Source organism: Pseudomonas gingeri, assembly GCF_013386165.1.
Lineage (GTDB): Bacteria > Pseudomonadota > Gammaproteobacteria > Pseudomonadales > Pseudomonadaceae > Aquipseudomonas > Aquipseudomonas gingeri_C.
In genome coordinates, this window is record NZ_JACAOS010000016.1 from 300,915 (window position 1) to 326,953 (window position 26,039).

Genomic DNA, 26,039 nt, shown 5'->3' on the forward strand with positions numbered 1-26,039 from the left:
TTCAACTCTGTTTGCGTGCGTGAGCGAAGGTGATGCGAAAGCAACTGCCGCCTTGGCGTACCGAGTAGTCTAGGCGGGCCTGGTTGCTTTCGCATAGCTCGCGGGACAGGTAGAGGCCAAGGCCGGTGCCTTGGTTCTCGGTGGTGAAGAAGGGTTCGAACAGATGTTGGCGTTGTTCGGCGTCGACGCCGGGGCCGTTATCCAGGACTTCCAGGGTCGGCAGCCCGTTGTTCGGGTCCACTGACAAGGTCAGCCAGACCTGCGCCAACTCGTGCAACTGGGCGCTGTAGCGCAGACCGTTTTCCAGCAGGTTGTTCAGCACCTGGGCCAGTTGCAGCGGATCGGCGCGGGTCTGCAGGGACGTGTCGTCGATCTGCAGGTGCAGGCACTGTCTGGGCCGGTCACGCTCGCGCCATTCGTTGGCAAAGGCCTGCAGCCACTCATTGAGGTCGAGCAATTGTGCTTGTGCCTGGCGTCGTCGGGACAACTGGAGCACGTTCTCGATCACCAGGTTCATGCGTTTGGATTGGTCCTGGATGATCTGGGTGAGACGTTGATCAGCCTCCGGCATCAGCTCCGACTCTTGCAGCAATTGGGCCGCGTGGCTGATGGCCCCCAGCGGGTTGCGGATTTCATGGGCAATACCGGCGGTCAGGCGCCCGAGGGCGGCCAGCTTCAGTTGCTGGGCCTGCTGGGCGATCTGCGACAGGTCTTCCAGGAAAACCAGTGTCTGGGTTTGCTCGCCGCGTTTCAGTGCAATGAAGCTGGGTTGCAGAATCGGACCGGCGCCGAGAATTTTCAGGCTGCGGGGGCGCAGCGTCGGGTTGCTTTGCCACACGTGCAGCCGCTCGACCAGTTCCAGGGAATAAGCGTCGATCACCTGGCCATTCAGTTCATGTTCCCCCATCAGCGTCAGCGCCCCTTGATTGGCGAGCTGTACCCGGTGTTGCTCGTCGAGCACCAGGATGCCGGTGCGCATGCGTTGCAGGATCAGGGCGTTGAGTTCTTCCAGGTTGGTGACATCGCTGGCCCGTTGCTCGGCGAGGGTTTCGCTCACCGCGAGCAGCCGGGTCAGGCCCTGTACCAGTACCGCGGCAGCGAAGCACAAGATGCCCAGCAAGCCGGCCTGCACGTAATAGCCGGCAGCGTCCGGGCGGCTGAAACTCAGGTAGAACGTCAGGTAGATGATGCCGATGGCCGAGACGGCGGCGATCAGCAGGCCGATGCGGCCGCGCAGCAGCACGTTGCTGATGGCCACGGAGGCGATCAGCAGGTTGCCGATGCCGCTCGGTGCGCCGCCGGCGGCATAGAACAGCCCGGACAGCATCACCGCATCCGCCAGCGCCAGGGCGAAGACCTGTGCCTGGCGCTTGGGGTTTTCCAGCAGGGCCACCACCAGGATATTCAGGATCAGGTAGATCCAGCTGCCGGTGCGAAACAGTTCGCCGTCGGCCAGCGCCAGCAACTTGTCGTCCATCTTGCTGGAGATCAGCAACACCAGGGCGATGCCGATACTCAGACGGTAGAGATGATAAAGCCGTAGCAGGCGTTGGGCCTGGGCACCGCCGAGACTGAAGGTCTCAGCGCTCACGAGGGCCCGGGCCTTGCTCGAGGTGGGCCTGGCTGCAATACCAGTCCTGTTGCACGCTCAGGGCGCGGTCGCGGGGCAGGTGCACGCCGCAATGGGCACAGCGGACCATGGGTGCGGCTTCCAGGGTGTCTGCCGGGCGGGTGGGGGCGGTGGGCCGATTGAATTTACGCCAGAACCACACGGCGGCTGCAATCAGTGCAATCCAGAACAGTAGGCGAACCATGGCAACCCGCTTATTGGCAAATGATCCGGCAGTTTAGCCAAGGACATGCCGGGCGCACAGCGCATTCGGTGGGGGGCGCCGCGAAGGCAAAAAAAAGAGCCCCGAAAGGCTCTTTTCTGAATCAGACCGCAGGGGACGCAGGACTCAGTCGAACACGCCGAAGGTCATGTAGCTGAACCAGGAGCGGTCGTTGCTGCCTTTGCTGCCCTCGGCCTGGTGCTGTTCTTCCTGGACCGCATCGCCTTCAAGCGGCTTCAGGTCCGCCGGAATCGCATCCTTGGCGTCCTGGAACTGCTTGACCACGTCCTGGTTGGCGCGGGTTTCTCCCGGCGGCAGCGGTGGACGGGATTCGATCAGGCCCAGGGTGTACTTGCTCAGCCACGAACGGTTGTCGGCTTCGGCCACCCGTGGCACGAACTTGCCGTCCACCAGCGTTGGGTGGTTCGGGTAGTTGGCTTTCAGCACTTCAAGGCTCGAGGCCGCCAGTTCGTCGAGGTGCAGACGCTGGTACGACTCGACCATCACCGCCAGGCCGTCGCCGACCGCAGGGGTTTCCTGGAAGTTTTCCACTACGTAACGACCACGGTTGGCGGCGGCAACATAGGCCTGACGGGTCAGGTAGTAGTCGGCCACGTGGATCTCGTAGGCCGCCAGCAGGTTGCGCAGGTAGATCATGCGCTGCTTGGCGTCCGGTGCGTAGCGGCTGTTCGGGTAGCGGCTGGTGAGCTGGGCGAACTCGTTGTAGGAGTCGCGGGCAGCGCCCGGGTCACGCTTGGTCATGTCCAGCGGCAGGAAGCGCGAGAGCAGGCCGACGTCCTGGTCGAACGAGGTCAGGCCCTTGAGGTAGTAGGCGTAGTCCACGTTCGGATGCTGCGGGTGCAGGCGAATGAAACGCTCGGCGGCCGACTTGGCAGCTTCCGGTTCGCCATTCTTGTAGTTGGCGTAGATCAGTTCAAGCTGGGCCTGGTCGGCGTAGCGACCGAACGGATAACGCGACTCCAGAGCCTTGAGCTTGGCGGTGGCGCTTGAATAGCTGTGGTTGTCCAGGTCGGCCTGCGACTGCTGGTACAGCTCGACTTCGCTCAAGTTTTCGTCGACGACTTCCTTCGACGAGCAAGCAGCAGTCAGTGCGAGGATGGCGATCAGCAGCAGGTGTCTCACTTGCATGGCGGCTTGCGTCCCTATGACGGCCGCTGTCTTGGGCGGGGCCGTCCTGTTATGATGAGTGCCCCGTTGATAGCCTCGGGGCAAAAGACGCCGTATTTAACCACAAGCGCGCAGCCGAAACCAAAGGCTGTGCCGACGCCTAGTCCGAGCATGTCCGATAAAATTGAACTTCGCGCAGAGGTGCCGTCCGAACTGGGCGGCCAACGCCTCGATCAAGTCGCCGCCCAACTCTTCGCTGAGCACTCACGCTCGCGCCTTTCCGCCTGGATCAAGGACGGCCGCCTGACGGTGGACGGAGCCGTGATCCGACCACGCGATATCGTACATGGCGGTGCCGTGCTCGAGCTGACTGCCGAGCAGGAAGCCCAGGGAGAATGGATCGCCCAGGACATCGAGCTGGACATCGTCTATGAAGACGACGACATCCTGGTGATCAACAAACCTGCGGGCCTGGTGGTGCATCCGGCTGCCGGTCACGCCGATGGCACCTTGCTCAACGCCTTGCTGCACCACGTGCCGGACATTATCAATGTGCCGCGCGCGGGTATCGTGCACCGCCTGGACAAGGACACCACCGGTCTGATGGTGGTCGCCAAGACCATCCAGGCCCAGACACAGCTGGTGACGCAGTTGCAGAGCCGCAGCGTCAGCCGGATCTACGAATGCATCGTGATCGGCGTGGTCACCGCCGGTGGCAAGATCAACGCCCCCATCGGTCGTCACGGCCAGCAGCGCCAGCGCATGGCGGTGATGGAAGGCGGCAAGCAGGCGGTGAGTCACTATCGCGTGCTGGAGCGCTTCCGTTCCCACACCCATGTGCGGGTGAAGCTGGAAACCGGTCGCACGCACCAGATTCGCGTGCACATGGCCCACATCAACTTTCCGTTGGTCGGCGATCCGGCCTACGGTGGTCGCTTCCGTATTCCCCCTGCGGCCAGCGTGACCATGGTTGATTCGCTGAAAAACTTCCCACGCCAGGCCCTGCACGCGCGTTTCCTCGAGTTGGATCATCCGACGAGCGGTAAGCGCATGAGCTGGGAATCGCCACTGCCGGACGATTTCGTCTGGTTGTTGACGCTGCTCAAGCAGGACCGCGAGGCGTTCATCGGGTGAGTGACTTCCTGATTCCCGACTGGCCTGCGCCGGCACGGGTCAGGACCTGCGTGACCACGCGGGCGGGCGGCGTCAGTCTGGCGCCGTTCGACAGTCTCAATCTGGGCGATCATGTCGACGACGATCTGCTCGCCGTCACGGAGAATCGCCGTCGCCTCACTGATACCTTCGCGATTCGCCCGGCCTGGTTGCGTCAGGTGCACGGTGTCGGGGTGGTTGAGGCCGATCCGACGCTGACCGCCGAAGCCGATGGCAGTTGGACCCGTACGCCAGGCGTTGCCTGCACCGCCATGACCGCCGATTGCCTGCCAGCATTGTTTTGTGACCGTGCCGGTACCCGCGTGGCCGCAGCCCATGCCGGTTGGCGTGGACTGGCCGCGGGTGTGCTGGAAGCTACCGTCGACCGGCTTGACGTGCCGGCCTCGGAAGTCCTCGTCTGGCTGGGTCCGGCCATCGGTCCCGGGGCCTTCGAAGTGGGGGCGGAAGTGCGCGAAGCCTTTCTCTCTACGCATCCTGAAACAATCGAAGCCTTCGTCCCCAGCGTCAATGCCGGACGCTTCATGGCCGACATTTATGCCCTGGCGCGCCTGCGTCTGGCCGCCTGCGGAATCACCGCCGTCCATGGTGGCGGGCTGTGTACGGTCACTGATCCGCGCTTTTTCTCCTACCGGCGCAGTCCGCGTACCGGTCGCTTTGCCTCCTTGATCTGGCTGCAAGACTAGACTCTTCTGATCTTCGTCAAGCTGATGACGCTTGAATCTCCCAGAATAGGCCGCATCTACTTGGGCATCTGGCAGGTTTCTTTATTCAGGTGCGTCCTTTGCTCCGGCCTGCTCCAAAGGAAGGTGACTCATGCGTATAGATCGTTTAACCAGCAAGTTGCAGTTGGCGTTGTCAGACGCCCAATCCCTGGCGGTCGGCCTCGATCATCCGGCCATTGAGCCTGCGCATTTGATGCAGGCGCTGTTGGAGCAGCAGGGCGGCTCGATCAAGCCCCTGCTGCTGCAAGTCGGTTTCGACATCAACAGCCTGCGCAAGGAGTTGAGCAAAGAGCTTGATCACTTGCCGAAAATCCAGAATCCCACCGGCGACGTGAACATGTCCCAGGATCTGGCGCGCCTGCTCAACCAGGCCGATCGCCTGGCCCAGCAGAAGGGCGACCAATTCATTTCCAGCGAGCTGGTGCTGCTCGCCGCCATGGACGAGAACAGCAAGCTGGGCAAGTTGCTGCTCGGTCAGGGTGTGAGCAAGAAGGCTCTGGAAAATGCCATCAACAACCTGCGCGGCGGCGAGGCGGTCAATGACCCCAACGCCGAGGGCGCACGCCAGGCTCTGGACAAGTACACCGTCGACCTGACCAAGCGCGCCGAAGAGGGCAAGCTTGACCCGGTGATCGGCCGCGACGACGAGATCCGCCGGACGATCCAGGTGCTGCAACGGCGGACCAAGAACAACCCGGTATTGATCGGCGAGCCTGGCGTGGGCAAGACTGCCATTGCCGAAGGCCTGGCCCAGCGCATCATCAACGGCGAAGTGCCGGATGGCCTGCGCGGCAAGCGCCTGCTGTCCCTGGACATGGGCGCACTGATTGCCGGTGCCAAGTACCGTGGTGAGTTCGAAGAGCGTCTGAAGTCGCTGCTCAATGAGCTGTCGAAGCAGGAAGGGCAGATCATTCTGTTTATCGACGAACTGCACACCATGGTCGGCGCCGGCAAGGGCGAAGGTTCGATGGATGCGGGCAATATGCTCAAGCCGGCCTTGGCCCGTGGCGAGCTGCACTGCGTCGGGGCGACCACGCTCAACGAGTATCGCCAATATATAGAGAAGGACGCGGCCCTCGAGCGGCGCTTCCAGAAGGTGCTGGTGGATGAGCCGAGCGAGGAGGACACCATTGCCATCCTTCGCGGCCTGAAAGAGCGTTATGAAGTGCACCACAAGGTGGCGATCACCGACGGTGCGATTATCGCCGCGGCCAAGCTCAGCCATCGCTATATCACCGACCGTCAGTTGCCGGACAAGGCCATCGACCTGATCGACGAGGCCGCCAGCCGTATCCGCATGGAGATCGACTCCAAGCCGGAAGTGCTGGATCGTCTGGAGCGCCGTCTGATCCAGCTCAAGGTTGAATCTCAGGCCTTGAAGAAAGAAGACGACGAGGCGGCGAAAAAACGCCTGGAAAAACTCCAGGAAGAAATTGTCCGCCTGGAGCGCGAGTACGCCGACCTGGAAGAGATCTGGACCTCGGAAAAAGCCGAAGTGCAGGGCTCGGCGCAGATCCAGCAGAAAATCGAACAGTCGCGCCAGGAACTGGAGGCGGCCCGTCGCAAAGGCGACCTCAACCGCATGGCCGAGCTGCAATATGGCGTGATTCCGGATCTGGAACGCAGCCTGCAGATGGTCGACCAGCACGGTAAGAGCGAGAACCAGCTGCTGCGCAGCAAGGTGACCGAAGAGGAAATCGCCGAAGTCGTGTCGAAGTGGACCGGTATTCCGGTGTCCAAGATGCTTGAAGGCGAGCGCGACAAGCTGTTGAAGATGGAAGGTCTGCTGCATCAGCGCGTGATTGGCCAGGACGAGGCAGTGGTGGCCGTGTCCAACGCGGTGCGGCGTTCCCGGGCCGGCTTGTCCGACCCGAATCGTCCGAGCGGTTCCTTCATGTTCCTCGGCCCGACCGGTGTCGGCAAGACCGAGCTGTGCAAGGCGCTGGCCGAGTTCCTCTTCGATACCGAGGAGGCCATGGTGCGTATCGATATGTCGGAGTTCATGGAGAAACACTCCGTAGCCCGTCTGATTGGGGCGCCACCGGGCTATGTTGGCTATGAAGAGGGCGGCTACCTGACCGAGGCCGTGCGGCGCAAGCCTTACTCGGTGATCCTCCTGGACGAGGTCGAGAAGGCTCACCCGGATGTGTTCAACATTCTGCTGCAAGTGCTGGAAGATGGCCGCCTGACGGACAGCCACGGTCGTACCGTGGACTTCCGCAACACTGTGATCGTCATGACCTCCAACCTGGGCTCGGCGCAGATCCAGGAGCTGGTAGGGGACCGTGAAGCGCAACGGGCGGCGGTGATGGATGCGGTGAGCACGCATTTCCGCCCGGAGTTCATCAACCGGATCGACGAGGTGGTGATTTTCGAGCCCTTGGCCCGGGATCAGATCGCCGGGATCACCGAGATCCAGTTGGGTCGCCTGCGCAGTCGCCTGGCGGAGCGCGAGCTGAAGCTGGAACTGAGTGGCGAGGCCTTGGACAAGTTGATCGCGGTGGGTTACGACCCGGTCTATGGTGCGCGGCCGCTTAAACGCGCGATCCAGCGCTGGATCGAGAACCCGTTGGCGCAGTTGATCCTGTCGGGGCAGTTCCTGCCGGGCACGAGCGTGACCGCCTCGGTTGCCAACGACGAGATCGTATTTGCCTGAGTCCCCTCGGGGATCTGCACGATCCCCTTGTAGGAGGATTGCGATTTCAGAGAGTTTTTTTCAATAGGGCGTTGAACTCGGGGGCAAAGGCTTGTAAAGTGCGCCCCGCAGTACGTCACCCCTCGGATTTCTCCCACAAGGGAAACCCGGAAAAAGATTGCAAATCATTGTCTTGAAAGCAATTTAGGGGGTTGACAGAGGTTTTCAGAGTTGTAGAATAGCGCGCCTCAGACAAGCGAATGCAGCGATGCAAAAGCCTGGATGAGGAAGCTTTCAGCGATGGAAGTCTGCGGTAAAGGTTGTAACTTGAAATATGTAGTTCCGTGATAGCTCAGTCGGTAGAGCAAATGACTGTTAATCATTGGGTCCCAGGTTCGAGTCCTGGTCACGGAGCCAATTTCAAATCGGGGTATAGCGCAGTCCGGTAGCGCGCCTGCTTTGGGAGCAGGATGTCAGGAGTTCGAATCCCCTTACCCCGACCATTTTTGGGTCGTTAGCTCAGTTGGTAGAGCAGTTGGCTTTTAACCAATTGGTCGTAGGTTCGAATCCCACACGACCCACCATTTTTGAAACCAGTTCGCTGGGATTAAATCTTAAGAACAGAGGCCAAAAGCACTGTTCGCAGAAGGCGCCTTTCAAAGGTGCCTTTTTTTTACCGGGGTATAGCGCAGTCCGGTAGCGCGCCTGCTTTGGGAGCAGGATGTCAGGAGTTCGAATCCCCTTACCCCGACCATCTTCAGAAAAAAAGCACCCGAAAGGGTGCTTTTTTTTGCCTGTATTTTACCCCGCGCTTCAATGTCCCTGGGCGCCTCTGCGGCGCAGGTCTTAGTGGGGGGGGCTGGCTTGCCAACGAAGATTTGGCGGTCACAAGGACCTTTTCTTCGCTGGCAAGCCCGCTATCAGTGCAACTTCAACCGCGGATCCGTCCCGCGCCCGATCCGGCTGCCGAGCATCAGCATCAGGGTGCGGAAGGTGCCATACAGCGCCATCTGGTGCATCCGGTACAGCGACACGTAGAACATCCGCGCCAACCAACCTTCCAGCATCACGCTACCGGTCAGGTTACCCATCAGGTTGCCGACGGCGGAAAACCGCGACAGCGAAATCAGCGAGCCGTAGTCGGTATAGCGATACTCCGGCAGGGTCTTGCCTTCGATGCGCAGTTTCAGCGACTTGGCCAGCAAGGACGCTTGTTGGTGGGCCGCCTGGGCCCGTGGCGGCACATTGCGGTCGGTGCCCGGCTGTGGGCAGGCCGCGCAATCGCCGAAGGCGAAGATATTTTCGTCGCGGGTGGTTTGCAGTGTCGGCAACACCTGGAGCTGGTTGATCCGATTGGTTTCCAGGCCATCGATGTCCTTGAGAAAGCCCGGTGCGCGAATCCCGGCAGCCCAGACCTTGAGGCTCGCCGCAATCACCTGACCGTCGGCGGTCACCAGGTTGTCCGCGGTCACTTCGCTCACGGCCGAATTGGTCATGACCCGGACCCCGAGTTTTTCCAGGGTCTTGTGCACCGGTCCGCCGATACGCTCCGGCAAGGCCGGCAACACGCGAGGGCCGGCCTCGATCAGGGTGATATGCATGTTTTCCGGCTTGATCCGATCCAGGCCATAGGCCGCCAGCTCGTGGGCGGCGTTATGCAGTTCGGCCGCCAGCTCCACGCCGGTGGCACCGGCACCGACGATGGCGACGCTGATCTGTTCCTCTGCATCGGTTTGTCCGGCATGGGCGCGCAGGTAGTGGTTGAGCAACTGCTGGTGGAAGCGCTCGGCCTGTTTGCGCGTGTCGAGGAACAGGCAATGTTGCGCCGCGCCCTGGGTGCCGAAATCGTTGGTGGTGCTGCCTACCGCGATCACCAGTGAGTCGTAGCCCAACTCACGGGCAGGCAATAGTTCTATGCCGTTTTCGTCGTAGGTGGCGGCCAGCTGGATCTTTTTCTGCTCACGATCGAGCCCGCTCATGCGCCCCAGCTGGAACTCGAAGTGGTTCCATTTCGCCTGGGCAACATAGTTGAGCTCGTCGGCCGAAGAGTTGAGGGAACCGGCCGCTACTTCGTGCAGCAGGGGTTTCCAGATATGGGTCAGGTTCGCGTCGACCAGCATGACGCTGGCAATGCCGCGTTTACCCAGGGTTTTACCCAGGCGGGTCGCTAGTTCCAGGCCGCCGGCGCCGCCGCCGACGATCACGATACGATGGTTCATGGGGATATCTCGCAAGGCTAAAGGAAATCTGTGCCTGCGTTATCCGGGCGAGCGCGAGGCAGCTCATAGCACCAGGTAACTCAGGAAACGGCTCAACAGGCCCAGGCCGATGACCACGGCGAGCACCACCACCAGGAGCATCCACGGCCGAAAAGGCCGGCGCTCGACTTGGTGTTGGGGGAGCTGCAGGTACTGATCGACATGCTGCTGGTCGTCGGGGTTCAGGCGGCTGGTCATGGGAGCCTCGTCAGGTAGACGTTACTAAGGTGCTTTGTATCACTGGCGCGGTGATTTCGCCATGGGCTTACAAACTGATGCCGACGTCGAAAACAATGCTGCGCCCCAGATTGCCCCGCAGGAAGTCCGGGGCGTCGGGGTGGGCGAACAGTACCCGGGCGAATGTCGGCCCCACCAGGGACAGTGAACGCCAGCCCTGGCGCAGGTATTCGGTCGGGGGCGGGAAGTGGCTGTTGAGGTCCAGCACCTCGCGCTTGAGGCTGGTGAAGGCGATGATGTCCAGTTCGCCCAGGTCCAGCCCACGCTCCTGGTAGTTGTGGGCTTTCTTGCGCAGGGTCGGTGCCAGTCGCTGGAGCAGCTCGGAGGCGGGAATGCGCCTGGGCTTGGCTTCGCGGCGCACCAGTTGGCTCAGGGAGAAGGCGCTGCGCCGGCGCTGCAACTCTTCGCGCCACTCATCGTTGAGCCGCCGGCCTTCGTCGAGGACGAAAAACACCTCGAAGCAGGCGTCGCGAAACAGCACATCCGGCGGCTCCTGCCCGGCGGGGTGGAAGTCCTCGGTGCGATAGGCAATGTTCAGCCCTTGCAGCAGGCGTTGGCAGACCCAACGCTCACGCTCCCATTTGCGGGCATTGGAAAGAAACGTGTTGGCTTGCTCGGCCTGGATGGTCAGCAAACGTAAAAAGTCTGAGTCGTCCATGGCCCAAGCTTAGCGTCGAAACCGCAAGGTCTGGAAGTCCGGAGCAATTTTTGTCGACGTAGTGTGTTGTAAAAGGCGGTGTAGACTTCAGGACCCAGTGTGATCGAGTCCACGGAGGGGGAGATGTCTCTATGATCGGAGCGCAACTGCTGTCGCCGGCCAGCCTGGTCATTGGCTGGCTGATCTATTTGCCGGTGGTGGTCTGGGCGATCTGGCGTTCGCCCTGGGTCGAGCTGTTCACTGACAGTCGCCGCCAGCATCTGCTGTTCGGGACAGTCTTCGCCCTGTTCCTGCTCTGGCTGGTGCGACGCGACTTCGACACCGGGGTCTCCTATCACTTTATCGGCCTGACGGCAGTGACCCTGCTGTTGGACTGGCCGCTGGCGATTGTCGGTGCGCTGGTGGCGCAGCTCGGCCTGGTGCTGCTGGGGCGCCAGGACCTGGCGGCGCTCGGCGTCAACGGCACCTTGCTGATCCTGCTGCCCGTGCTGGTGACGGAGGTCTGCGCGATCCTGGTGGAACGGGCGCAGCCGCGTAATCCCTTTGTGTATATCTTTTGCTCGGGCTTTTTCGCCGCGGCCCTGGCGGCCTTGCTCTGCCTGCTGTCGACCCTGGGCGTGCTGTGGTTCGACGAGCGTTTCGCCCTGCCGGAGTGGTTGGAGGATTTTGTCGGTTACCTGTGGCTGATCATTTTTCCTGAAGCCTTTATCAACGGCATGGTGGTCAGCGCGTTGGTGGTGTTCTGTCCGGAGTGGCTGGAAACCTTCAACCGCACCCGCTACCTGTCGGCGCCCTGGAAGGACAATGAGCCCCGTTGACCTGGGTCAACCACGGCGGATCGGCGCGCGACCATGCTGCGGAAAAAAACGGGAGCAAGGTCATGAGTGTGTACGAGTGGGCGCGTCAGGAAGTGCGGGCCAGCCTGGAGGCGGCGCAAGTCGAGGGATTTGACCCGGGGCTGGGCCTGCGGGCCTTGCTCAGCGCGGTGGTACAGCAGAGCAAGGCTGTGCGCAGTGCGGAGGATCTGGCTGACGAACTGCAATTTCTTGCCGAGAACCTCGATGACGATCAGGACTACGGTTTTATGCGGCCCTGATCCTTCAGTGATCAGTGGGCGCGGGGTGGTAGATCGTCCGAGAACAGATCGTCTTCGGCATCGGGGCTGACGGGGATCTTGTGTTCCTCGGAAGCCCAGGCGCCGAGGTCAATCAGCTTGCAGCGGTCGGAGCAGAACGGCCGCTGGAGATTGGCAGCGGTCCATTCCACGGGGGCGCCGCAGGTCGGGCATTCAACGGTCAAGGGTTGGCTCATGGTTGGCCTCCACGCAAAGTCAGATAAAAGTGATGCAGGCGTTCGACCTCGCTATTCAGCCATATCAGGTCGCGGTCGTTGACCAGCACATCGTCGGCATGGCGCAGGCGTTCTTCGCGACTGGCCTGGACCTTGAGGATGGCCTGCACCTGTTGTTCGCTGGTCTGGTCCCGTTGTTGGGTGCGTTGGATCTGCAACGCTTGCGGGGCATCGATCACCAGCACGCGCTGGGTGTTCTTGTATTGCCCCGATTCCACCAACAGCGGCGACACCAGGATCGCATAGGGCGATTGTGCCCGAGCCAGGTGGCTGGCGATCTCTGCACCGATCAGCGGATGCAGCAGGGCTTCGAGCCAGCGGCGTTGTTCCGGGTCTTCGAAGATCAGCGTGCGCAGGGCCGCGCGGTCCAGTTGGCCGTCGGCTTGCAGCACGCCGGGGCCGAAGTGTTCGGCGATCTTTTCCAGCGCCGGGCGACCCGGTTCCACCACCCAGCGGGCGGCGTGATCGGCGTCCACGGTGTGGATGCCGAGGTCGGTAAAGTGTTGGGCCGCTGCGCTCTTGCCGCTACCGATGCCGCCGGTAAGGCCGAGAATCCAGGGTGTTGAAACGGCTGTGGTCATTTGAAACCGGCAAACTGCAGATAGGAAGCGGTTATTTGACCACCCCAGAGCAAGGCAATCCAGCCGGCAATCGCCAGATAGGGACCGAAAGGGATCGGGGTCGAGGTCTGGGCGTTGCGCAGGCGCAACAGAATCAGGCCGAGCACGGCACCTACTAGGGATGACAGCAGGATGGTCAGCGGCAGGATCTGCCAGCCGCCCCAGGCACCGAGCATCGCCAGCAGCTTGAAGTCGCCGTGGCCCATGCCTTCCTTGCCGGTGAGCAGTTTGAACGCCCAGTAAACCGACCACAGGCTCAGGTAGCCGGCCACGGCGCCCCACAGGGCCGCGTCCAGGCTGGTGAAGAGGCCGAAGTGGTTGGCGATCAGGCCGAGCCAGAGCAGCGGCAGGACCAGGGCGTCAGGCAGGAGTTGGTGATCGGCGTCGATCAGGCTCATCGCCAGCAGACCCCAGGTCAGCAGCAGCATCAGGCCGGCCGTCCAGCCAAAACCGAAATGCCAGGCGACAAAGGCCGAGAGCAGGCCGCAGGCCAGTTCGGTAATTGGGTAACGCTTGCTGATGGGGGCCTTGCAACTGGAGCATTTGCCGCGCAGCAGGGTGTAGCTGATCAGTGGCAGGTTTTCCCAGGCGCGCAGTTGGTGATTGCAGTGTGGGCAATGGGAGTGGGGCAGTAGCAGGTTGTAGGTCGGGTCCGGCGCGGGTTGGGGCAGGCCTAGCACCTCATGGGCCTGGGTGCGCCAGTCGCGTTGGAGCATTTTCGGCAGGCGCCAGACCACGACATTGAGGAAGCTGCCGACGATCAGGCCGAGAAGCAGGGCGAAAAAAACAAAGGCCAGCGGGCGGCTGGCCAGGAGGTCGGGTAGGGGCATCGGTTAAACCACTTGTCCAAGCTTGAAGATGGGCAGGTACATGGCGATCACCAGGCCGCCGACGATCACACCGAGCACCGACATGATGATGGGTTCCATAAGGCTGGTGAGGCTGTCGACCATATTGTCGACTTCGGTTTCGTAGTAGCTCGCCACTTTGTCGAGCATATCGTCCAGTGCTCCGGACTCCTCTCCAATGGCGGTCATCTGAATGGCCATGGTGGGGAACACGCCGGTACTGCGCATGGAGAAGTTCAACTGCATGCCGGTGGAGACGTCCTGCTTGATGCGCTGGACTGCATTTTTGAAAACGATATTGCCGGTGGCGCCGGCTACGGAGTCAAGGGCTTCGACCAGTGGTACTCCTGCGGCGAACGTGGTCGACAGTGTGCGAGCGTAGCGGGCCACGGCGGATTTATAGAGTAACGGACCGATGATCGGGATTTTCAGTAGCGTCCTGTCTATCCAGTTGCGAAAACGCTCGGATGTCTTGTGCGCCCGCCTCAGGCAGTAGATGCCTCCAACCAGCGCCAGAATAATGATCCACCACCACTCCTGCACTACGTTGGAGAGCCCGATCACCATCAGAGTGAAGGCCGGAAGCTCCGCGCCAAAGCCCTTGAAGATTGCCTGGAACTGCGGCACAACCTTGATCAGCAGGATCCCGGAAACAATGATTGCTACCAGCACGACGGCAATGGGGTAGTTCATTGCCTTCTTGATCTTGGCTTTCAGGGCCTCGGTTTTTTCTTTGTACGTGGCCACTCGGTCAAGCAGGCTTTCCAGGGCGCCGGCTTGTTCGCCAGCGTCGACCAGATTGCAGTACAAATCGTCAAAGTACTCCGGCTTCTTGCGTAGCGAAGTCGCAAAACTGTTGCCGGCGGCGACCTCTTGCTTGATATCGTCCACCAGCTTGCGCATGTTCGGGTTCTCGAAACCCTCGCCGATGATGTCGAAGGACAGTAGCAACGGCACGCCCGCTTTCATCATCGTCGCCATCTGGCGGGTGAACAGGGCAATGTCCAAGGGCTTGATGCGTTTACCCTTGCTGAAGACCGAGTTGCTTTTTTTCCGTACTTTGCCCGGGTTGATACCTTGCTTGCGCAGCTGTGCCTTGACCAGTGCCGGGTTATGGCCGGTGAGCTCACCGGACATTTTATTACCTTTCTTGTCGGTCCCTTCCCAGGCATAAACGCTGATTTTGACTGCTTTGGTCGCCATGGGTTAGTCCTTGGTCACACGGTTGACTTCTTCCAGGCTGGTCAGCCCTTGCATGGCTTTTTGCAGGCCTGAGGTGCGCAGGTCATTGAAGCCGTCCTTGCGCATCTGGGTGGCGATTTCGATGGAATTGCCTTCGGCCATGATCAGCCGTTGCAGGTCCGAGGTGTTCTTGACCACTTCGTAGATCCCGATCCGGCCTTTGTAGCCGCCATTGCATTGTTCGCAACCGACGGGCTCGTAGATCTTGAAGGTGCCGACTTTATCCGCTGGGAAGCCTTCCTTGATCAGGGCTTCTTCGGGGACGTCGATTTCCGTCTTGCAATGGCCACAGAGTTTTCGTGCCAGTCGCTGGGCGATGATCAGGTTTATCGAGGTGGCGATATTGAAACCGGGAATGCCCATGTTGTGCAGGCGGGTCAGGGTTTCTGCCGCGCTGTTGGTGTGCAGGGTGGAGAGGACCATGTGGCCGGTCTGGGCGGCCTTGATGGCGATCTCTGCGGTTTCCAGATCGCGGATCTCTCCGACCATGATCACATCCGGGTCTTGGCGCAGGAACGAACGTAGGGCTTGGGCAAAGTCCAGGCCCTGTTTCGGGTTGACGTTGACCTGGTTGATGCCTTCCATGTTGATTTCCACCGGGTCTTCGGCGGTGGAGATATTGATGTCCACGGTGTTGAGGATATTCAGGCCAGTGTAGAGCGAAACGGTTTTACCCGAGCCGGTGGGGCCGGTGACCAGAATCATGCCCTGCGGCTGTTTCAGAGCAGCCATATAGAGTGCTTTCTGATCCGGCTCGTAGCCGAGTGCATCAATACCCATCTGCGCACTGGACGGGTCGAGGATCCGCATCACGATCTTTTCGCCCCACAGAGTCGGCAGGGTGTTGACCCGGAAGTCGATGGCCTTGGTCTTCGAGATACGCATCTTGATGCGCCCGTCCTGGGGCTTGCGGCGCTCGGAGATATCCATGCTGGCCATGACTTTCAGTCGTGCAGCGATACGGCTGGCGAGATGGATTGGCGGTTTGGCGACTTCGCGCAGGATGCCGTCGGTGCGCAGGCGAACGCGGTAGACCTTTTCATAAGGCTCGAAGTGCAGGTCCGAGGAGCCGCCCTTGATTGCATCCAGCAACATCTTGTTGACGAAACGCACGACGGGGGCATCGTCAGCATCCTGGCCGGCGATCTGTTCGTTCTTCTTGTTCTCATCGACCGACTCGATATCCAGGCCTTCGAGGTCGACGTCGCCCATCTCTTCAAAGCCGCTGCTGTTACTGTCAAAAAACTTGTCGATGGCATCGGCAAGCTTGTCATCTTCGACCAGGATCGCTTCAGTGGTCAGCCCGGTGCTGAACTGGATGTCGGTAATCGCTTGATGATTACTGGGGTCGGAGATGCCGACAAATAATTTATTACCGCGCCGCCAGAGTGGCAGCACATGGTGCTGGCGAATCAGCTTTTCACTGACCAGGCCTTTGGGTTGGCTTTCCTTGTCGAGGCAGCTCAGGTCGAGCAGGGCGACACCGAAATGCTCCGAGGCGATTTCCGCGACCTGGCGGCTTTTGACCAGCTTGTTCTGCACCAGATAGCTGACGAGGGATACCCGAGTGCGCTGGGCCTGTTGATACGCCTGCTGAGCGTTTTTGTCGGTAATCAGCTCGGCGGCAACCAATTGCTTGGCCAGACCGGAAAGGGCGATATCGTTCATTTGAGCACCAAACGCAAACAGTCGGAGTCTTATAGCGTAGTCGGGCGATGGTGCCAAATCGGGGGAGGGTAGGTGACAAAAAATGTCAGGTTTTGTTGTTCTGAAGCAGCATTCCGAGCGTGGAAGGGCATTTCAACAGGTACTGGGCTGCGCGCTGGGTTATGGCACGGGCTGTGCTAACACCTAACAGGAGTCATCACGCCTTTGCTCACGTTTGGAGATGAAATATGAATGCTCAGAAGGGTTTCACCTTGATCGAACTGATGATCGTTGTTGCGATCATCGGTATTTTGGCGGCGATTGCGTTGCCGGCCTATAACACCTATACGCAAAAGGCCCGCTTTGCCGAGGTCATTTCGCTTGCGGATGGATACAAGAGTGCTGTGGCAGTTTGTATGGGTGAGAACAATATGATCGCCGCTAACTGCAGTGCGGGCTCAAATGGTGTGCCGGCGGTTCTGACGACGGCGACTACAGGCCTATCTTCGATGACGGTTACGGGCGGGACTATCACAATGACTGCGACGACTGCTGCAGGCGGTTATACCTACTCGCTTACGCCCGCTGTGGCTACTGTAGGTGCTGGGCTTACTTGGACTGTTGGCGGTAGCTGTGTCCAAGCTGGTTTCTGCAGGTAATATTTGTCGTTATGCATGAGGCCTAAAGGCCTGTCGTAGTGAAATTAAACCGGCATCCCCTTCAAGGCATGCCGGTTTTTATAAGCGCTGAGCGTTTGAAAGACTGAATATAGGAACGCCATGGTTTCGCGCCGATTGGTTTTTTTGCTGCTGGCTGTTCTCTCTGCTGGTCTGTTGTTGATACTTTGTTTTTCCTTTCTGAATAATCCCCTGGTTTTTGACGATGAGGCCTTTTTCAGCGAGGGTGGGCCCGCCGCGTTGTTATCCAAGGGGTTTAGCCTGACTCCACGGCTGTGGGTACACGATTCCATCGCCGCTACCATCGTCTACCTCAGTGACAAGCTCATCTTGTTACGGGCGGAGAACCTGATTCTTCACGGCTGCACGGCACTGGTATTGTTTGGTTTTGTTCGGCAACTCCTGCGTAGTGTGGAGCAGCGCACGTCTTTTTTTCTGAATGCTGACACAGCAGCCTTTATCGCTGCCTTTCTATTCGCCATACACCCGCTGGCTATTCTGACCCAGGGTTACCTCATCCAGCGGACGATCGTCTGCGCCACTCTTTTTGGTCTGCTGGGGCTATGGGCTTTTTGGCAAGGGCTTTGCGGGAAACGTTGGGCTCTTTGGGCATCTTGCCTGTGCATGTTGTTGTCTTTGTATGCCAAAGAGCATGCGGTGATGCTGCCAGCGTTATGCTTCCTACTGTGGGTATTGCATCGCCGTAGCCGACTCCCTGAGTCGTTCGGGACTCGGGAGATTTTTTCAGTATTGGCGATTCAAGCGATTATTGCCCTGTCAGTTGTGCTCTGGTCCAAGGGTGTGATCGGGAATGCGTACGAGATCAAGACTGAAGAGGTGCTCAGTGATGAGACCTTCCAGCCGGATGGTTCGCTTTATGTGTTGAGCGTGCTCAATCAGATGGGGCTTTTCTTCAAGTACCTCTCAACGCTGATCTTGCCTCAGGGGAGCAGCATGGCGCTTGATCTTCGTGTGCCTTTTCCTCTGGGATATGGTGTCTGGTGGGCTTGGGCTGGTCTGATGGCGTTTGTTGCCTATGGCTTGGCAGCCTTCATATTGCTGCTGCGTGGGGCGAGTAAAGGTCTCCTGGGGTTCGCGCTGCTATTCCCATGGGTGCTGTTTGCCACGGAGTTAGTCTCAGTCCGATTGCAGGAACCTTTTGTACTGTATCGCAGCTATCTCTGGATACCAGGATTGTTTATTGCCTTGGCGCTGGGGTTGCGGCGACTCAAGAAAATTTATCTGGTCACCTTGACTCCTATTTTTGCACTTTACCTGTTTGGGCTTTCCTATGATCGTTTGATGACCTTGTCGGCACCTGTATTGGTATGGAATGAAGCCGTGCAATATTATGAAGACCAGGGCGACAAGCCGGGGCTCTTTGGCGGTTACCGGGTTTATTACAATCTGGGGATTGCCTACCTCAATGAGGGGTTCGTTGATTTGGCGTCGGAGAACATTGATAAAACCGTCGCGCTGAAGCCGAAATATGAATATGCCCATTATCAACGGGGCCAGATTTTTCTTTTGCGTGGAAAGGCAGAAGAGGCTAAGTTGGAATTTGAGCATGCCATAAGCCTCCGGCCCAGTTATGCAAGCCCTTACGTCGGCATGGCAGACGCGTTGAAAAGCCTCGATCAACCTGACGAGTCCCGACGTTACCTTGAACTTGGATGTCGCGAGGGCAGTCAGCTTGCCTGCGACCGGGCACACCCCAAGCCTCTCTTGATGTTGGCTCCGAAAGCCTGATCCGTCTGTAAACTGCCTGAAATGGAGATTCCGAGGTCATAATGGAGATTGCCTGGACTGGGCGAACCAAGGCTTGGCTGATAACCACACTGCTCATCATGACCCTGATGATCCTTGGACACGGCCTGGACGGGCATACGGTCCAGCGTTTTGGGCAGATCGTCGTTATCAGTACGGCAGTGGTTTTCCTTCTCTATTGCCGGACACCCTCCGTGTCTGGTCTTGTCGATAGGCCCGTGCTTCTGGTCTGCGGCCTGATCCTGGTGGGTGGAGTTCTTTCGGCCTTCCATGCGCACCAACCTCTCTGGTCACTTACAGAGATCGCCCTGATCGCAGCCTCTTGTTGCTGTGCTGAAGCCTTCGCTCGTACACGGCGAGCAGGTGGGGCCTCCCTTGATCGAGTGTTGATGTTGTTCGTCGTGTTTATCTGTGCTCTCAAGAGCTTTGATTTTCTGGCATTGGCGTTTCGTTCCTTTTCCGCAGGCACAGGGACACTGAATGCAGACGGTCTTCTGAGCGGTTTTTCCAACAAACGCTTCTACGGCCAATTCCAGACTTTCACCTTGCCGCTTTTAGCCCTGCCGCTCCTGTTACCCAGCATCCGACGTTCATCTCAAACCTGGATTTTTTTGCTCCTGAGCCTCTGGTGGCTGATCGCAGTCAGTGGCGGTACTCGCGGCACCTGGCTGGGTATGGGCGTTGCCGCCTTTGTGTTGTGCCTCTGCGGTCAATCCGGCAGACGATGGGTCACCTGGCAACTGTTTGCTGCAGTAACGGGAGTGACGCTTTACTGGTTGCTATTCAGCGTTCTCACCGGCTATCTCGGTATTGAGGTACGCAACGCTGCGAGCGAACGCCTGACCACCACGCTCTCCGACCGGGGTCCACTCTGGCAACAAGCCTTGGACATGATCCGTGAACGGCCCTGGCTCGGCTTTGGCCCCATGCATTTTTCCGATATCCACAACCCCATCGCTGCCCACCCGCATCAGGCCATCCTGCAATGGGCCAGTGAATGGGGTATCCCTTCCACCTTGCTGGTCATGGGCTTGGTCGGGCGAGGGTTGTGGGCGACCTTCAGATTGGTCCGCGAGCATTCGACCTCCGACGATCCGACCGATCTGCTGCGCCTGTGCCTTTTGGCCAGCCTGATCGGTGCCTTGACCCAGTCCATGGTGGACGGCGTGATCGTGATGCCGTACTCCCAAGTCTGGCTGGCGTTGGTGGTCGGCTGGTTAATGGGCATCCATGTTTGTAAGGGTAAACCCGCCAGCCCTGACACTCTCCTTCACTGGTCATGGCGAGGTATCAGCACCGCAGCGATGCTGCTCCTGGTCTATGTGGTGATTCGTGATCTCCCGCACCTGGGCGAGCGCAACAAACGCTACCAGCAGCAGTATGGTGGTAATTATCAACCACGTTTCTGGACCCAGGGCGTGATCGCGATCAAGCCCGAGTAACTTGCCCACCCCGGCATCGGATGCTAGCTTTAGCGCCACGCCGGTGTAGCTCAGTCGGTAGAGCAGCGCACTCGTAACGCGAAGGTCGTAGGTTCGATTCCTATCCCCGGCACCAAGATTTTCTTCGACATCATTCACGTCCGAAAATGGCGAGAACAGCCCCATCACCGGTGCTAGTCTCTGCCCATGAACACGACTATCACTTCCTCATTCCCATCGGCCGATATCTGCGAAAAGGCCCGCCTGAGCCGCGATGCGCGCTTCGACGGGGTGTTTTTCACCGCCGTCCTCAGCACCCGGATCTACTGCCGTCCCGTCTGCCCGGCGCGCCCGCCCAAGGTTGAGAATGTGCAGTACTATCCCAGCGCCGCAGCGGCTGAAGCCCTGGGTTTTCGCCCCTGCCTGCGTTGCCGCCCCGAACTGGCGCCGGGCAACAATATCTGGCTGCACGGCGAGCATCTGGTCGGTCGTGGATTGAAGCTTATCCACGAAGGCTTTCTCGCCGAACAGTCCCTCGAGGACCTGGCCGACCGGCTCGATGTCGGCGCTCGGCAACTGCGTCGCCTGTTCGTCAAACACCTGGGCGCCCCGCCCATTGCGGTCCATGCCACCCAACGGCTGTTGTTCGCCAAGCAATTGCTGACCGAAACTTCGTTGTCGATCACCGAAGTGGCGCTGGCATCAGGCTTTCAGAGCCTGCGTCGCTTCAACTCGGCCTTTGCCGAGGCGAACCATGCGCCGCCCCGGGAGTTTCGTCGCAAGCCATTGGCCAACGCCAATAACGCGCTGGTCCTGCGCCTGGGCTACCGACCCCCCTACGATTTCAAGGCTGTGTTGGCGTTCCTCGGCAGTCGGGCCTTGCCGGGCATCGAAGTGGTCGACGAGCAGGGCTATAGACGAGTCTTCGGCAACCGCGAGTCGCCCAGTTGGCTACAGGTCTGCGCCTGGCCGGAGGGCGGGCATGCCCTGAAGCTGGAACTGTTCAATGTTTCGCCCAGCCAGATGCTCCCGGTGGTCACGCGGATTCGCCGGATGTTCGATCTGGACGCCGATCCCCAGGCCATTGCCTCCACCCTGGGCGCCAGTCCGGTGCTCGCGCCGCTGGTGGAGCGTTATCCCGGTCAGCGGTTGCCGGGTGGCTGGGACGGTTTCGAGATCTCGGTGCGGGCGGTGCTGGGGCAACAGGTTAGCGTCGCGGCTGCCCGCACCTTGGCCTCGCGATTGCTGACCCGTTTCGGTACTGTTCTCGAAACTCCACCGGCACCTGGCCTGGATCGGTTGTTTCCGGCGCCGGAGCAACTGGTCGACGCGGACCTGGGTTCAATCGGTGTGATCAGGACACGCACGGCCACCATTCAAGGCATCGCCCAGGCTTTGCTGGAGGGGCGCGTAAGTTTTCGTACAGAACAACGTCTCAATGATTTCGTCAAAAGCTGGGTGGCACTACCGGGCATTGGCGAATGGACCGCACACTACATCGCCATGCGCGCACTCAATCATCCCGATGCCTTCCCGGCGGCGGACCTGATCCTGCGCCGCGAGGTGGTCAGGGATATTCCGCCCTTGAGTACCAAGGCGCTGGAGCTGCTCGCCGAAGACTGGCGTCCGTGGCGCGCCTATACGGTGATGTACCTGTGGCGTGGGGCGAGTGAGACAGAATCGATACGCAGGAGCAAAAAATGACAGCAAGTCCTATTTACTACGACATCATCCCTTCGCCCATCGGCCCCATGATGCTGGTGGCCGACGACGACGGGCTGCGCGAGTTGCGCTTCGAGCTGGACTATCGGCCGCAGACGCCATCGGACGGCTGGGTGCATGCGCCGGAAAAGCTGGCGCAGGTGCACACACAGTTGCAGGAGTACTTTGCTGGCGAGCGCCTCGAGTTCGATCTGAAGCTCAATATGCGCGGGACGGACTTCCAGAAAGATGTCTGGCAGGCCCTGGTAACCATTCCCTACGGCGTGACCACCAGCTATGGCGAAATTTCCCAGCAGATCAATCGACCCAAGGCTTCAAGGGCGGTCGGGGCGGCCAATGGGCGCAACCCGGTGCCGGTGATTGTGCCCTGTCATCGGGTGATTGGCAGCAACGGCACCCTGACCGGATTCGGTGGCGGGCTGGCGGCCAAGCAATGGTTGCTGGAGCATGAGTCGCGAGGCTTTTCGTTGCGTTGAGCCGGCCGAATCACGGTTCTCAGCTACAGTTTTTTTGGCTCGCAGAGAGTGTGCGGCGAAGCGCAGATTTGTAGGCGCCGGCTTGCTGGCGATGGCGATAATGCAAATATCATCGAAATACCAGCCTGTCGGCTGATCGCGAGCACGCTTGCTCCTACAGAGGAATATGCCGTCTTCAAGGGGACTGTCAGAGGCTCAAGCGCATCGACAGGTCGACGGCCTTCACATCCTTGGTCATCGCGCCAATGGAGATATAGTCCACGCCCGTCTCCGCAATCGGTCGCAGCGTGCTTTCATTGATCCCGCCGCTGGCTTCCAGCTTCGCCTTGCCAGCGTTCAGGCGCACAGCTTCGCGCATATCGTCCAGGCTCAACTCATCGAGCATGATGATATCCGCCCCCGCCGCCAGCGCTTCCTTGAGCTCGGCCAGGCTCTCCACCTCGATCTCCACCGGCTTGCCCGGGGCGATTTTGTGCGCCGCGTTGATCGCTTGGGCGATCCCGCCGCAGGCGGCAATATGGTTTTCCTTGATCAGGAACGCGTCGTACAAGCCAATCCGATGGTTATGACAACCGCCGCAGGTCACCGCGTACTTCTGCGCCAGGCGCAAACCCGGCAAGGTCTTGCGGGTATCCAGCAGCTTGACCGCGGTATCGGCGACCTGGTCGGCGTAATAGCGCGCATGGGTTGCGACCCCGGACAGCAACTGGAGGAAATTCAGCGCGCAACGTTCGCCGCTGAGCAGCGAGCGCGCCGGGCCTTCCAGATGGAACAGTGGCTGGTTCGGTTGGACTCGCTCTCCGTCACGCACCTGCCAATGCACGGCCACCCGCGGGTCGAGCTGGCGAAACACCGCATCCACCCAGGCCGTGCCGGCAATGGTCGCCGTGTCGCGGGTAATAATGGTGGCCTTGGCCAGGCGCTCGGCCGGGATCAACTGGGCGGTGATGTCGCCACTGCCGATGTCTTCGAGCAACGCACGGCGCACGTTGGCTTCGATTTCGGCGGTCAGGTCGGCGAGGCGTAGATTCGGCATAACGGACTCCACAAACAAAGTCTCTTGATTATAGGGCCAGGGCGCTGCCCAACCCAAGGCGTGCGGTCCGACACTGAGCCCTCGAACCTCGCCTTTGGTCGATTGCCGCGAGCGTTTTGCCGGTTTGACGGTCTATTCCCGTACGAAGATGAAAAAGGAATTGCACGGGCCACTAGTAAAAGTGACATCATTTGCAAGATAATCTGCCTTGTAATTGACGCCATAGCTTTGACGTCCCTGTGATTCCCCGATTATCGATAGCCGGTGAGTGCCCGAGGTGCTCGCCGAGAAGCGGTCGTGAGCCTTGTTGCTCTCTCCCGCACACACCGATCTTTCACCAGAACTGACAGAACCACTGCAGCAGGAGGCTTTGATGCACATTGACGGAAAAGTCGTGCCTTTGCACAAGGCTGCCGATGATCAAGCGACGCCGTCGCCGCTTGCCCGTTTGCCCGTGGTTCTGACTCAGGTCCGTGACAAGGCCGCGCTGCAGCTCAAGCAAGGCTTGCAGGCGCTGTTCGATAACGCCGACGACACCTTGTTCGAAATGGCCGACAAGGCCCAGAACAACGTCGACCAGAACACCTTTTTCGAAGCCATGCGCGATCTGCGCCTCAAGCGCAAGAGCATCGAGCGCGGTTTTCTCGAGCGGTTTTTCGAGGCCTTTGATTGCCTTGGCCAGTACGACATCAGTGAGCCGACGCTGTCTTCGGCGGTGTCCTACGAAACCCTGGCGCTGGTGCCCAACGATGAACTCGAACGCACTGTCGCTCTGGACGCCATGGTTGCCAAGGTCCTCAGTCGCGACGGTTTTGCCCTGGGGCAACTCAGCACCCGCCTCAATGCCCTGATCACCCGGCGTGTCGACGACGCGAGCAACCCCATGGGCCCGGCGATGCTCTGTGGGTATTTCCTCGAGGCCGGGCGTAACCTCGGGGTGGAGATCAAGGTCAAGTTGATCATCCTCAAGCTGTTCGAGAAATACGTCCTCAGCGACGCCGACCAATTGTTTGCCGAAGCCAACCAATTGTTGATCGCCACTGGTGTATTGCCGGAACTCAAGGCGGCCCCGGCGCGGCGTGCCAGTGATCGTTCGGCGGCCAACGCCCGCGACCGCCAGGCCCCGACCGCCAGCGTCAAACCCCTGGATGAAAGCGTGCAAGAGGTGTTCGCCGCCTTGCAGGAGTTGCTGCTGCATGTGCGGGGCAGCGTGGCGCCCAAGCTTGAGGCCGGCACCGAGGTCCAGCCGATTTCCACCAACGACCTGCTGCGCCTGCTCTCGCACCTGCAGCAATATGTGCCCGAGCCCAGCTCACCGGAAGATTTCGACCTGCGCAATCAGCTGGAACAGCTGTTGACCCGGGTTAGCGTGAAAAGCGGCAAGTCCCGGGTGGTCGGGGGCATGGACGAGGACGTGATCAATCTGGTCGCCATGCTCTTCGAATTTATCCTCGATGACCGTGTCCTGCCGGATTCGCTGAAGGCACTGATCGGCCGTTTGCAGATCCCGATGTTGAAAGTGGCGGTACTGGACAAGAGCTTCTTCAGTCGCGGCAGTCATCCGGCGCGTCGTCTGTTGAATGAAATTGCCTCTGCCGCCCTGGGCTGGGGCTCTCGTGATGACTATCAGCGTGATGCCCTGTACGTGCGCATCGAGCAGATCGTCCAGCGCCTGTTGAATGATTTCGTCGACGACCCGGCGATTTTCGCCGAGTTGCTGGTGGAGTTCCTCGCCTTTACCAGCGACGAACGCCGCCGCAGCGAGTTGCTCGAACAGCGCACCCGGGATGCCGAAGAGGGCCGGGCCAAGGCCGAACAGGCGCGCCAGCGGGTTCAGGAAGTGTTGAACGAGCGGCTGTTGGGCCGCACGTTGCCGGAGGTGGTGGTGCGCCTGCTCCAGGAGGCCTGGAGCAAGGTGCTGTTGCTGACCTGGCTCAAGCAGGGCGAAGCGTCGGCCGAATGGCAGAGCGGCTTGCAGACCATGGACCAGTTGATCTGGAGCGTCGAACCCGAGGACCCGGTGGATGCACGCCTCAAGCTGCTGGAGTTGGTGCCGGGGTTGCTCAAGGCGCTGCGCGATGGCCTGACCAGCGCCGCGTTCGATCCCTTCGCCACCAGCGAGTTTTTCGGCCAGTTGGAAGGCCTGCATGTCCAGGTGCTCCAGCGACTGGCACGGCAGAGCAGCGAGCCTGCGGTGAGCGCGAAAACACCGGCGATGGTCGAGGTGGTGGAGGAAATTGTCCTCAGTGCGCCCCACGAACACCTGGCTGAAGACATGAAGTTCGAGTTGCCAGCCGATGACGCCGCGCTGCTCTGGGTTCGGCAACTGCGGGTCGGGCAGTGGGTGGAAATCCGCGAGGATGAGGATAATTCCCTGCGCTGCAAGCTGACGGCGATCATCGAGCCGGGTGGCAAGTACATCTTCGTCAATCGCACCGGCATGAAAGTGCTGGAGCGGACGGCCCAGGCCCTGGCCGTGGAGTTCCGCCGTGGCGCGGTCCGGCTGCTGGATGACGCCTTGTTGTTCGACCGGGCGCTGGCGTCGGTCATCGGCAATCTGCGGCGGATGACGACGCGCTGAGTGGGTGTC

The 26,039-nt window shown here is 60.0% G+C and carries 23 protein-coding genes and 5 tRNA genes; 16 read left to right on the forward strand and 12 right to left on the reverse strand.

Annotated features, from left to right (window positions below; translation table 11 throughout):
* Position 1: 1 nt before the first annotated feature.
* The 3 genes from HX866_RS17725 to HX866_RS17735 form a co-directional block, all read right to left on the reverse strand.
* Positions 2-1,591, reverse strand: a complete 1,590-nt coding sequence (locus HX866_RS17725; protein WP_177140166.1) for a sensor histidine kinase — start codon at positions 1,589-1,591, stop codon at positions 2-4.
* On the reverse strand, positions 1,581-1,814 hold the full coding sequence (locus HX866_RS17730; protein ID WP_177096051.1) for a PP0621 family protein: 234 nt from the start codon (positions 1,812-1,814) through the stop codon (positions 1,581-1,583). The genes HX866_RS17725 and HX866_RS17730 overlap by 11 nt, the downstream gene beginning before the upstream one ends.
* A gap of 144 nt (positions 1,815-1,958) precedes the next feature.
* Positions 1,959-2,981 carry an outer membrane protein assembly factor BamD gene (locus HX866_RS17735; RefSeq protein ID WP_177125122.1) on the reverse strand — a complete coding sequence of 341 codons (1,023 nt, stop codon included), beginning with the start codon at positions 2,979-2,981 and terminating at the stop codon, positions 1,959-1,961.
* A 150-nt stretch (positions 2,982-3,131) separates the two neighbouring features.
* Here HX866_RS17735 and rluD point away from each other — a divergent pair, with 150 nt between their 5' ends.
* The 7 genes from rluD (at position 3,132) to HX866_RS17770 (ending at position 8,244) form a co-directional block, all read left to right on the forward strand.
* Entirely contained in the window at positions 3,132-4,094 is a 963-nt protein-coding gene (gene rluD, locus HX866_RS17740) for a 23S rRNA pseudouridine(1911/1915/1917) synthase RluD (RefSeq protein ID WP_177096054.1), read from the forward strand.
* Positions 4,091-4,816, forward strand: a complete 726-nt coding sequence (gene pgeF, locus HX866_RS17745) for a peptidoglycan editing factor PgeF (protein ID WP_177140167.1) — start codon at positions 4,091-4,093, stop codon at positions 4,814-4,816. The genes rluD and pgeF overlap by 4 nt, the downstream gene beginning before the upstream one ends.
* A gap of 130 nt (positions 4,817-4,946) precedes the next feature.
* Positions 4,947-7,511: an ATP-dependent chaperone ClpB gene (gene clpB / locus HX866_RS17750; protein WP_177096058.1), complete on the forward strand. Its 2,565-nt coding sequence runs from the start codon at positions 4,947-4,949 to the stop codon at positions 7,509-7,511.
* Positions 7,512-7,831: 320 nt separating this feature from the next.
* Positions 7,832-7,907 (forward strand) — tRNA-Asn (locus HX866_RS17755).
* A gap of 9 nt (positions 7,908-7,916) precedes the next feature.
* Positions 7,917-7,993: transfer RNA gene (locus tag HX866_RS17760), tRNA-Pro, on the forward strand.
* A 5-nt stretch (positions 7,994-7,998) separates the two neighbouring features.
* Positions 7,999-8,074: transfer RNA gene (locus HX866_RS17765), tRNA-Lys, on the forward strand.
* 93 nt (positions 8,075-8,167) lie between these two features.
* A tRNA-Pro gene (locus HX866_RS17770) sits at positions 8,168-8,244 on the forward strand.
* 166 nt (positions 8,245-8,410) lie between these two features.
* On the opposite strand, the gene HX866_RS17775 is transcribed toward HX866_RS17770, so the two are convergent.
* The 3 genes from HX866_RS17775 to HX866_RS17785 form a co-directional block, all read right to left on the reverse strand.
* A complete protein-coding gene (locus tag HX866_RS17775) occupies positions 8,411-9,709 on the reverse strand; it encodes an NAD(P)/FAD-dependent oxidoreductase (protein WP_177096060.1) in 1,299 nt (432 codons plus the stop codon).
* A gap of 63 nt (positions 9,710-9,772) precedes the next feature.
* On the reverse strand, positions 9,773-9,946 hold the full coding sequence (locus tag HX866_RS17780) for a DUF3094 family protein (protein WP_100941192.1): 174 nt from the start codon (positions 9,944-9,946) through the stop codon (positions 9,773-9,775).
* 67 nt (positions 9,947-10,013) lie between these two features.
* Positions 10,014-10,643: a DUF1780 domain-containing protein gene (locus HX866_RS17785; protein WP_177096062.1), complete on the reverse strand. Its 630-nt coding sequence runs from the start codon at positions 10,641-10,643 to the stop codon at positions 10,014-10,016.
* Between the two features lie 131 nt (positions 10,644-10,774).
* Here HX866_RS17785 and HX866_RS17790 point away from each other — a divergent pair, with 131 nt between their 5' ends.
* Positions 10,775-11,461 carry an energy-coupling factor ABC transporter permease gene (locus HX866_RS17790; protein WP_177096064.1) on the forward strand — a complete coding sequence of 229 codons (687 nt, stop codon included), beginning with the start codon at positions 10,775-10,777 and terminating at the stop codon, positions 11,459-11,461.
* A 62-nt stretch (positions 11,462-11,523) separates the two neighbouring features.
* Entirely contained in the window at positions 11,524-11,739 is a 216-nt protein-coding gene (locus HX866_RS17795) for a hypothetical protein (RefSeq protein ID WP_177125138.1), read from the forward strand.
* A gap of 11 nt (positions 11,740-11,750) precedes the next feature.
* On the opposite strand, the gene yacG is transcribed toward HX866_RS17795, so the two are convergent.
* The 5 genes from yacG to pilB are packed head-to-tail and all read right to left on the reverse strand — an operon-like array spanning position 11,751 to position 16,371.
* Positions 11,751-11,954 carry a DNA gyrase inhibitor YacG gene (gene yacG, locus HX866_RS17800; protein ID WP_177140168.1) on the reverse strand — a complete coding sequence of 68 codons (204 nt, stop codon included), beginning with the start codon at positions 11,952-11,954 and terminating at the stop codon, positions 11,751-11,753.
* Positions 11,951-12,574, reverse strand: a complete 624-nt coding sequence (coaE, locus tag HX866_RS17805) for a dephospho-CoA kinase (protein WP_177140169.1) — start codon at positions 12,572-12,574, stop codon at positions 11,951-11,953. Before coaE ends, yacG begins: the two co-directional genes overlap by 4 nt.
* Complete coding sequence (locus HX866_RS17810) at positions 12,571-13,443, reverse strand: prepilin peptidase (RefSeq protein WP_177140170.1); 873 nt, start codon at positions 13,441-13,443, stop codon at positions 12,571-12,573. Before HX866_RS17810 ends, coaE begins: the two co-directional genes overlap by 4 nt.
* A gap of 3 nt (positions 13,444-13,446) precedes the next feature.
* Positions 13,447-14,664: a type II secretion system F family protein gene (locus tag HX866_RS17815; RefSeq protein ID WP_177140171.1), complete on the reverse strand. Its 1,218-nt coding sequence runs from the start codon at positions 14,662-14,664 to the stop codon at positions 13,447-13,449.
* Positions 14,665-14,667: 3 nt separating this feature from the next.
* Positions 14,668-16,371 carry a type IV-A pilus assembly ATPase PilB gene (gene pilB, locus HX866_RS17820; RefSeq protein WP_177140172.1) on the reverse strand — a complete coding sequence of 568 codons (1,704 nt, stop codon included), beginning with the start codon at positions 16,369-16,371 and terminating at the stop codon, positions 14,668-14,670.
* 227 nt (positions 16,372-16,598) lie between these two features.
* Here pilB and HX866_RS17825 point away from each other — a divergent pair, with 227 nt between their 5' ends.
* The 6 genes from HX866_RS17825 to HX866_RS17850 all read left to right on the forward strand — a co-directional run bounded on the left by HX866_RS17825 (position 16,599) and on the right by HX866_RS17850 (position 22,413).
* Entirely contained in the window at positions 16,599-17,009 is a 411-nt protein-coding gene (locus tag HX866_RS17825; RefSeq protein ID WP_177140173.1) for a pilin, read from the forward strand.
* Between the two features lie 120 nt (positions 17,010-17,129).
* On the forward strand, positions 17,130-18,776 hold the full coding sequence (locus HX866_RS17830; RefSeq protein ID WP_177140174.1) for a tetratricopeptide repeat protein: 1,647 nt from the start codon (positions 17,130-17,132) through the stop codon (positions 18,774-18,776).
* Between the two features lie 41 nt (positions 18,777-18,817).
* Positions 18,818-20,236, forward strand: a complete 1,419-nt coding sequence (locus tag HX866_RS17835; protein WP_256344946.1) for an O-antigen ligase family protein — start codon at positions 18,818-18,820, stop codon at positions 20,234-20,236.
* A gap of 39 nt (positions 20,237-20,275) precedes the next feature.
* A tRNA-Thr gene (locus HX866_RS17840) sits at positions 20,276-20,351 on the forward strand.
* Between the two features lie 71 nt (positions 20,352-20,422).
* A complete protein-coding gene (locus HX866_RS17845; RefSeq protein ID WP_177140175.1) occupies positions 20,423-21,919 on the forward strand; it encodes a DNA-3-methyladenine glycosylase 2 family protein in 1,497 nt (498 codons plus the stop codon).
* On the forward strand, positions 21,916-22,413 hold the full coding sequence (locus HX866_RS17850) for a methylated-DNA--[protein]-cysteine S-methyltransferase (RefSeq protein WP_177103502.1): 498 nt from the start codon (positions 21,916-21,918) through the stop codon (positions 22,411-22,413). The genes HX866_RS17845 and HX866_RS17850 overlap by 4 nt, the downstream gene beginning before the upstream one ends.
* 187 nt (positions 22,414-22,600) lie before the next feature.
* Here HX866_RS17850 and nadC read toward each other — a convergent pair whose 3' ends face one another.
* Positions 22,601-23,449 carry a carboxylating nicotinate-nucleotide diphosphorylase gene (gene nadC / locus HX866_RS17855; protein WP_177096085.1) on the reverse strand — a complete coding sequence of 283 codons (849 nt, stop codon included), beginning with the start codon at positions 23,447-23,449 and terminating at the stop codon, positions 22,601-22,603.
* A 373-nt stretch (positions 23,450-23,822) separates the two neighbouring features.
* Between nadC and HX866_RS17860 the strand changes: the two genes are divergently transcribed.
* Complete coding sequence (locus HX866_RS17860) at positions 23,823-26,030, forward strand: DUF1631 domain-containing protein (RefSeq protein WP_177140176.1); 2,208 nt, start codon at positions 23,823-23,825, stop codon at positions 26,028-26,030.
* Positions 26,031-26,039 lie beyond the last annotated feature (9 nt).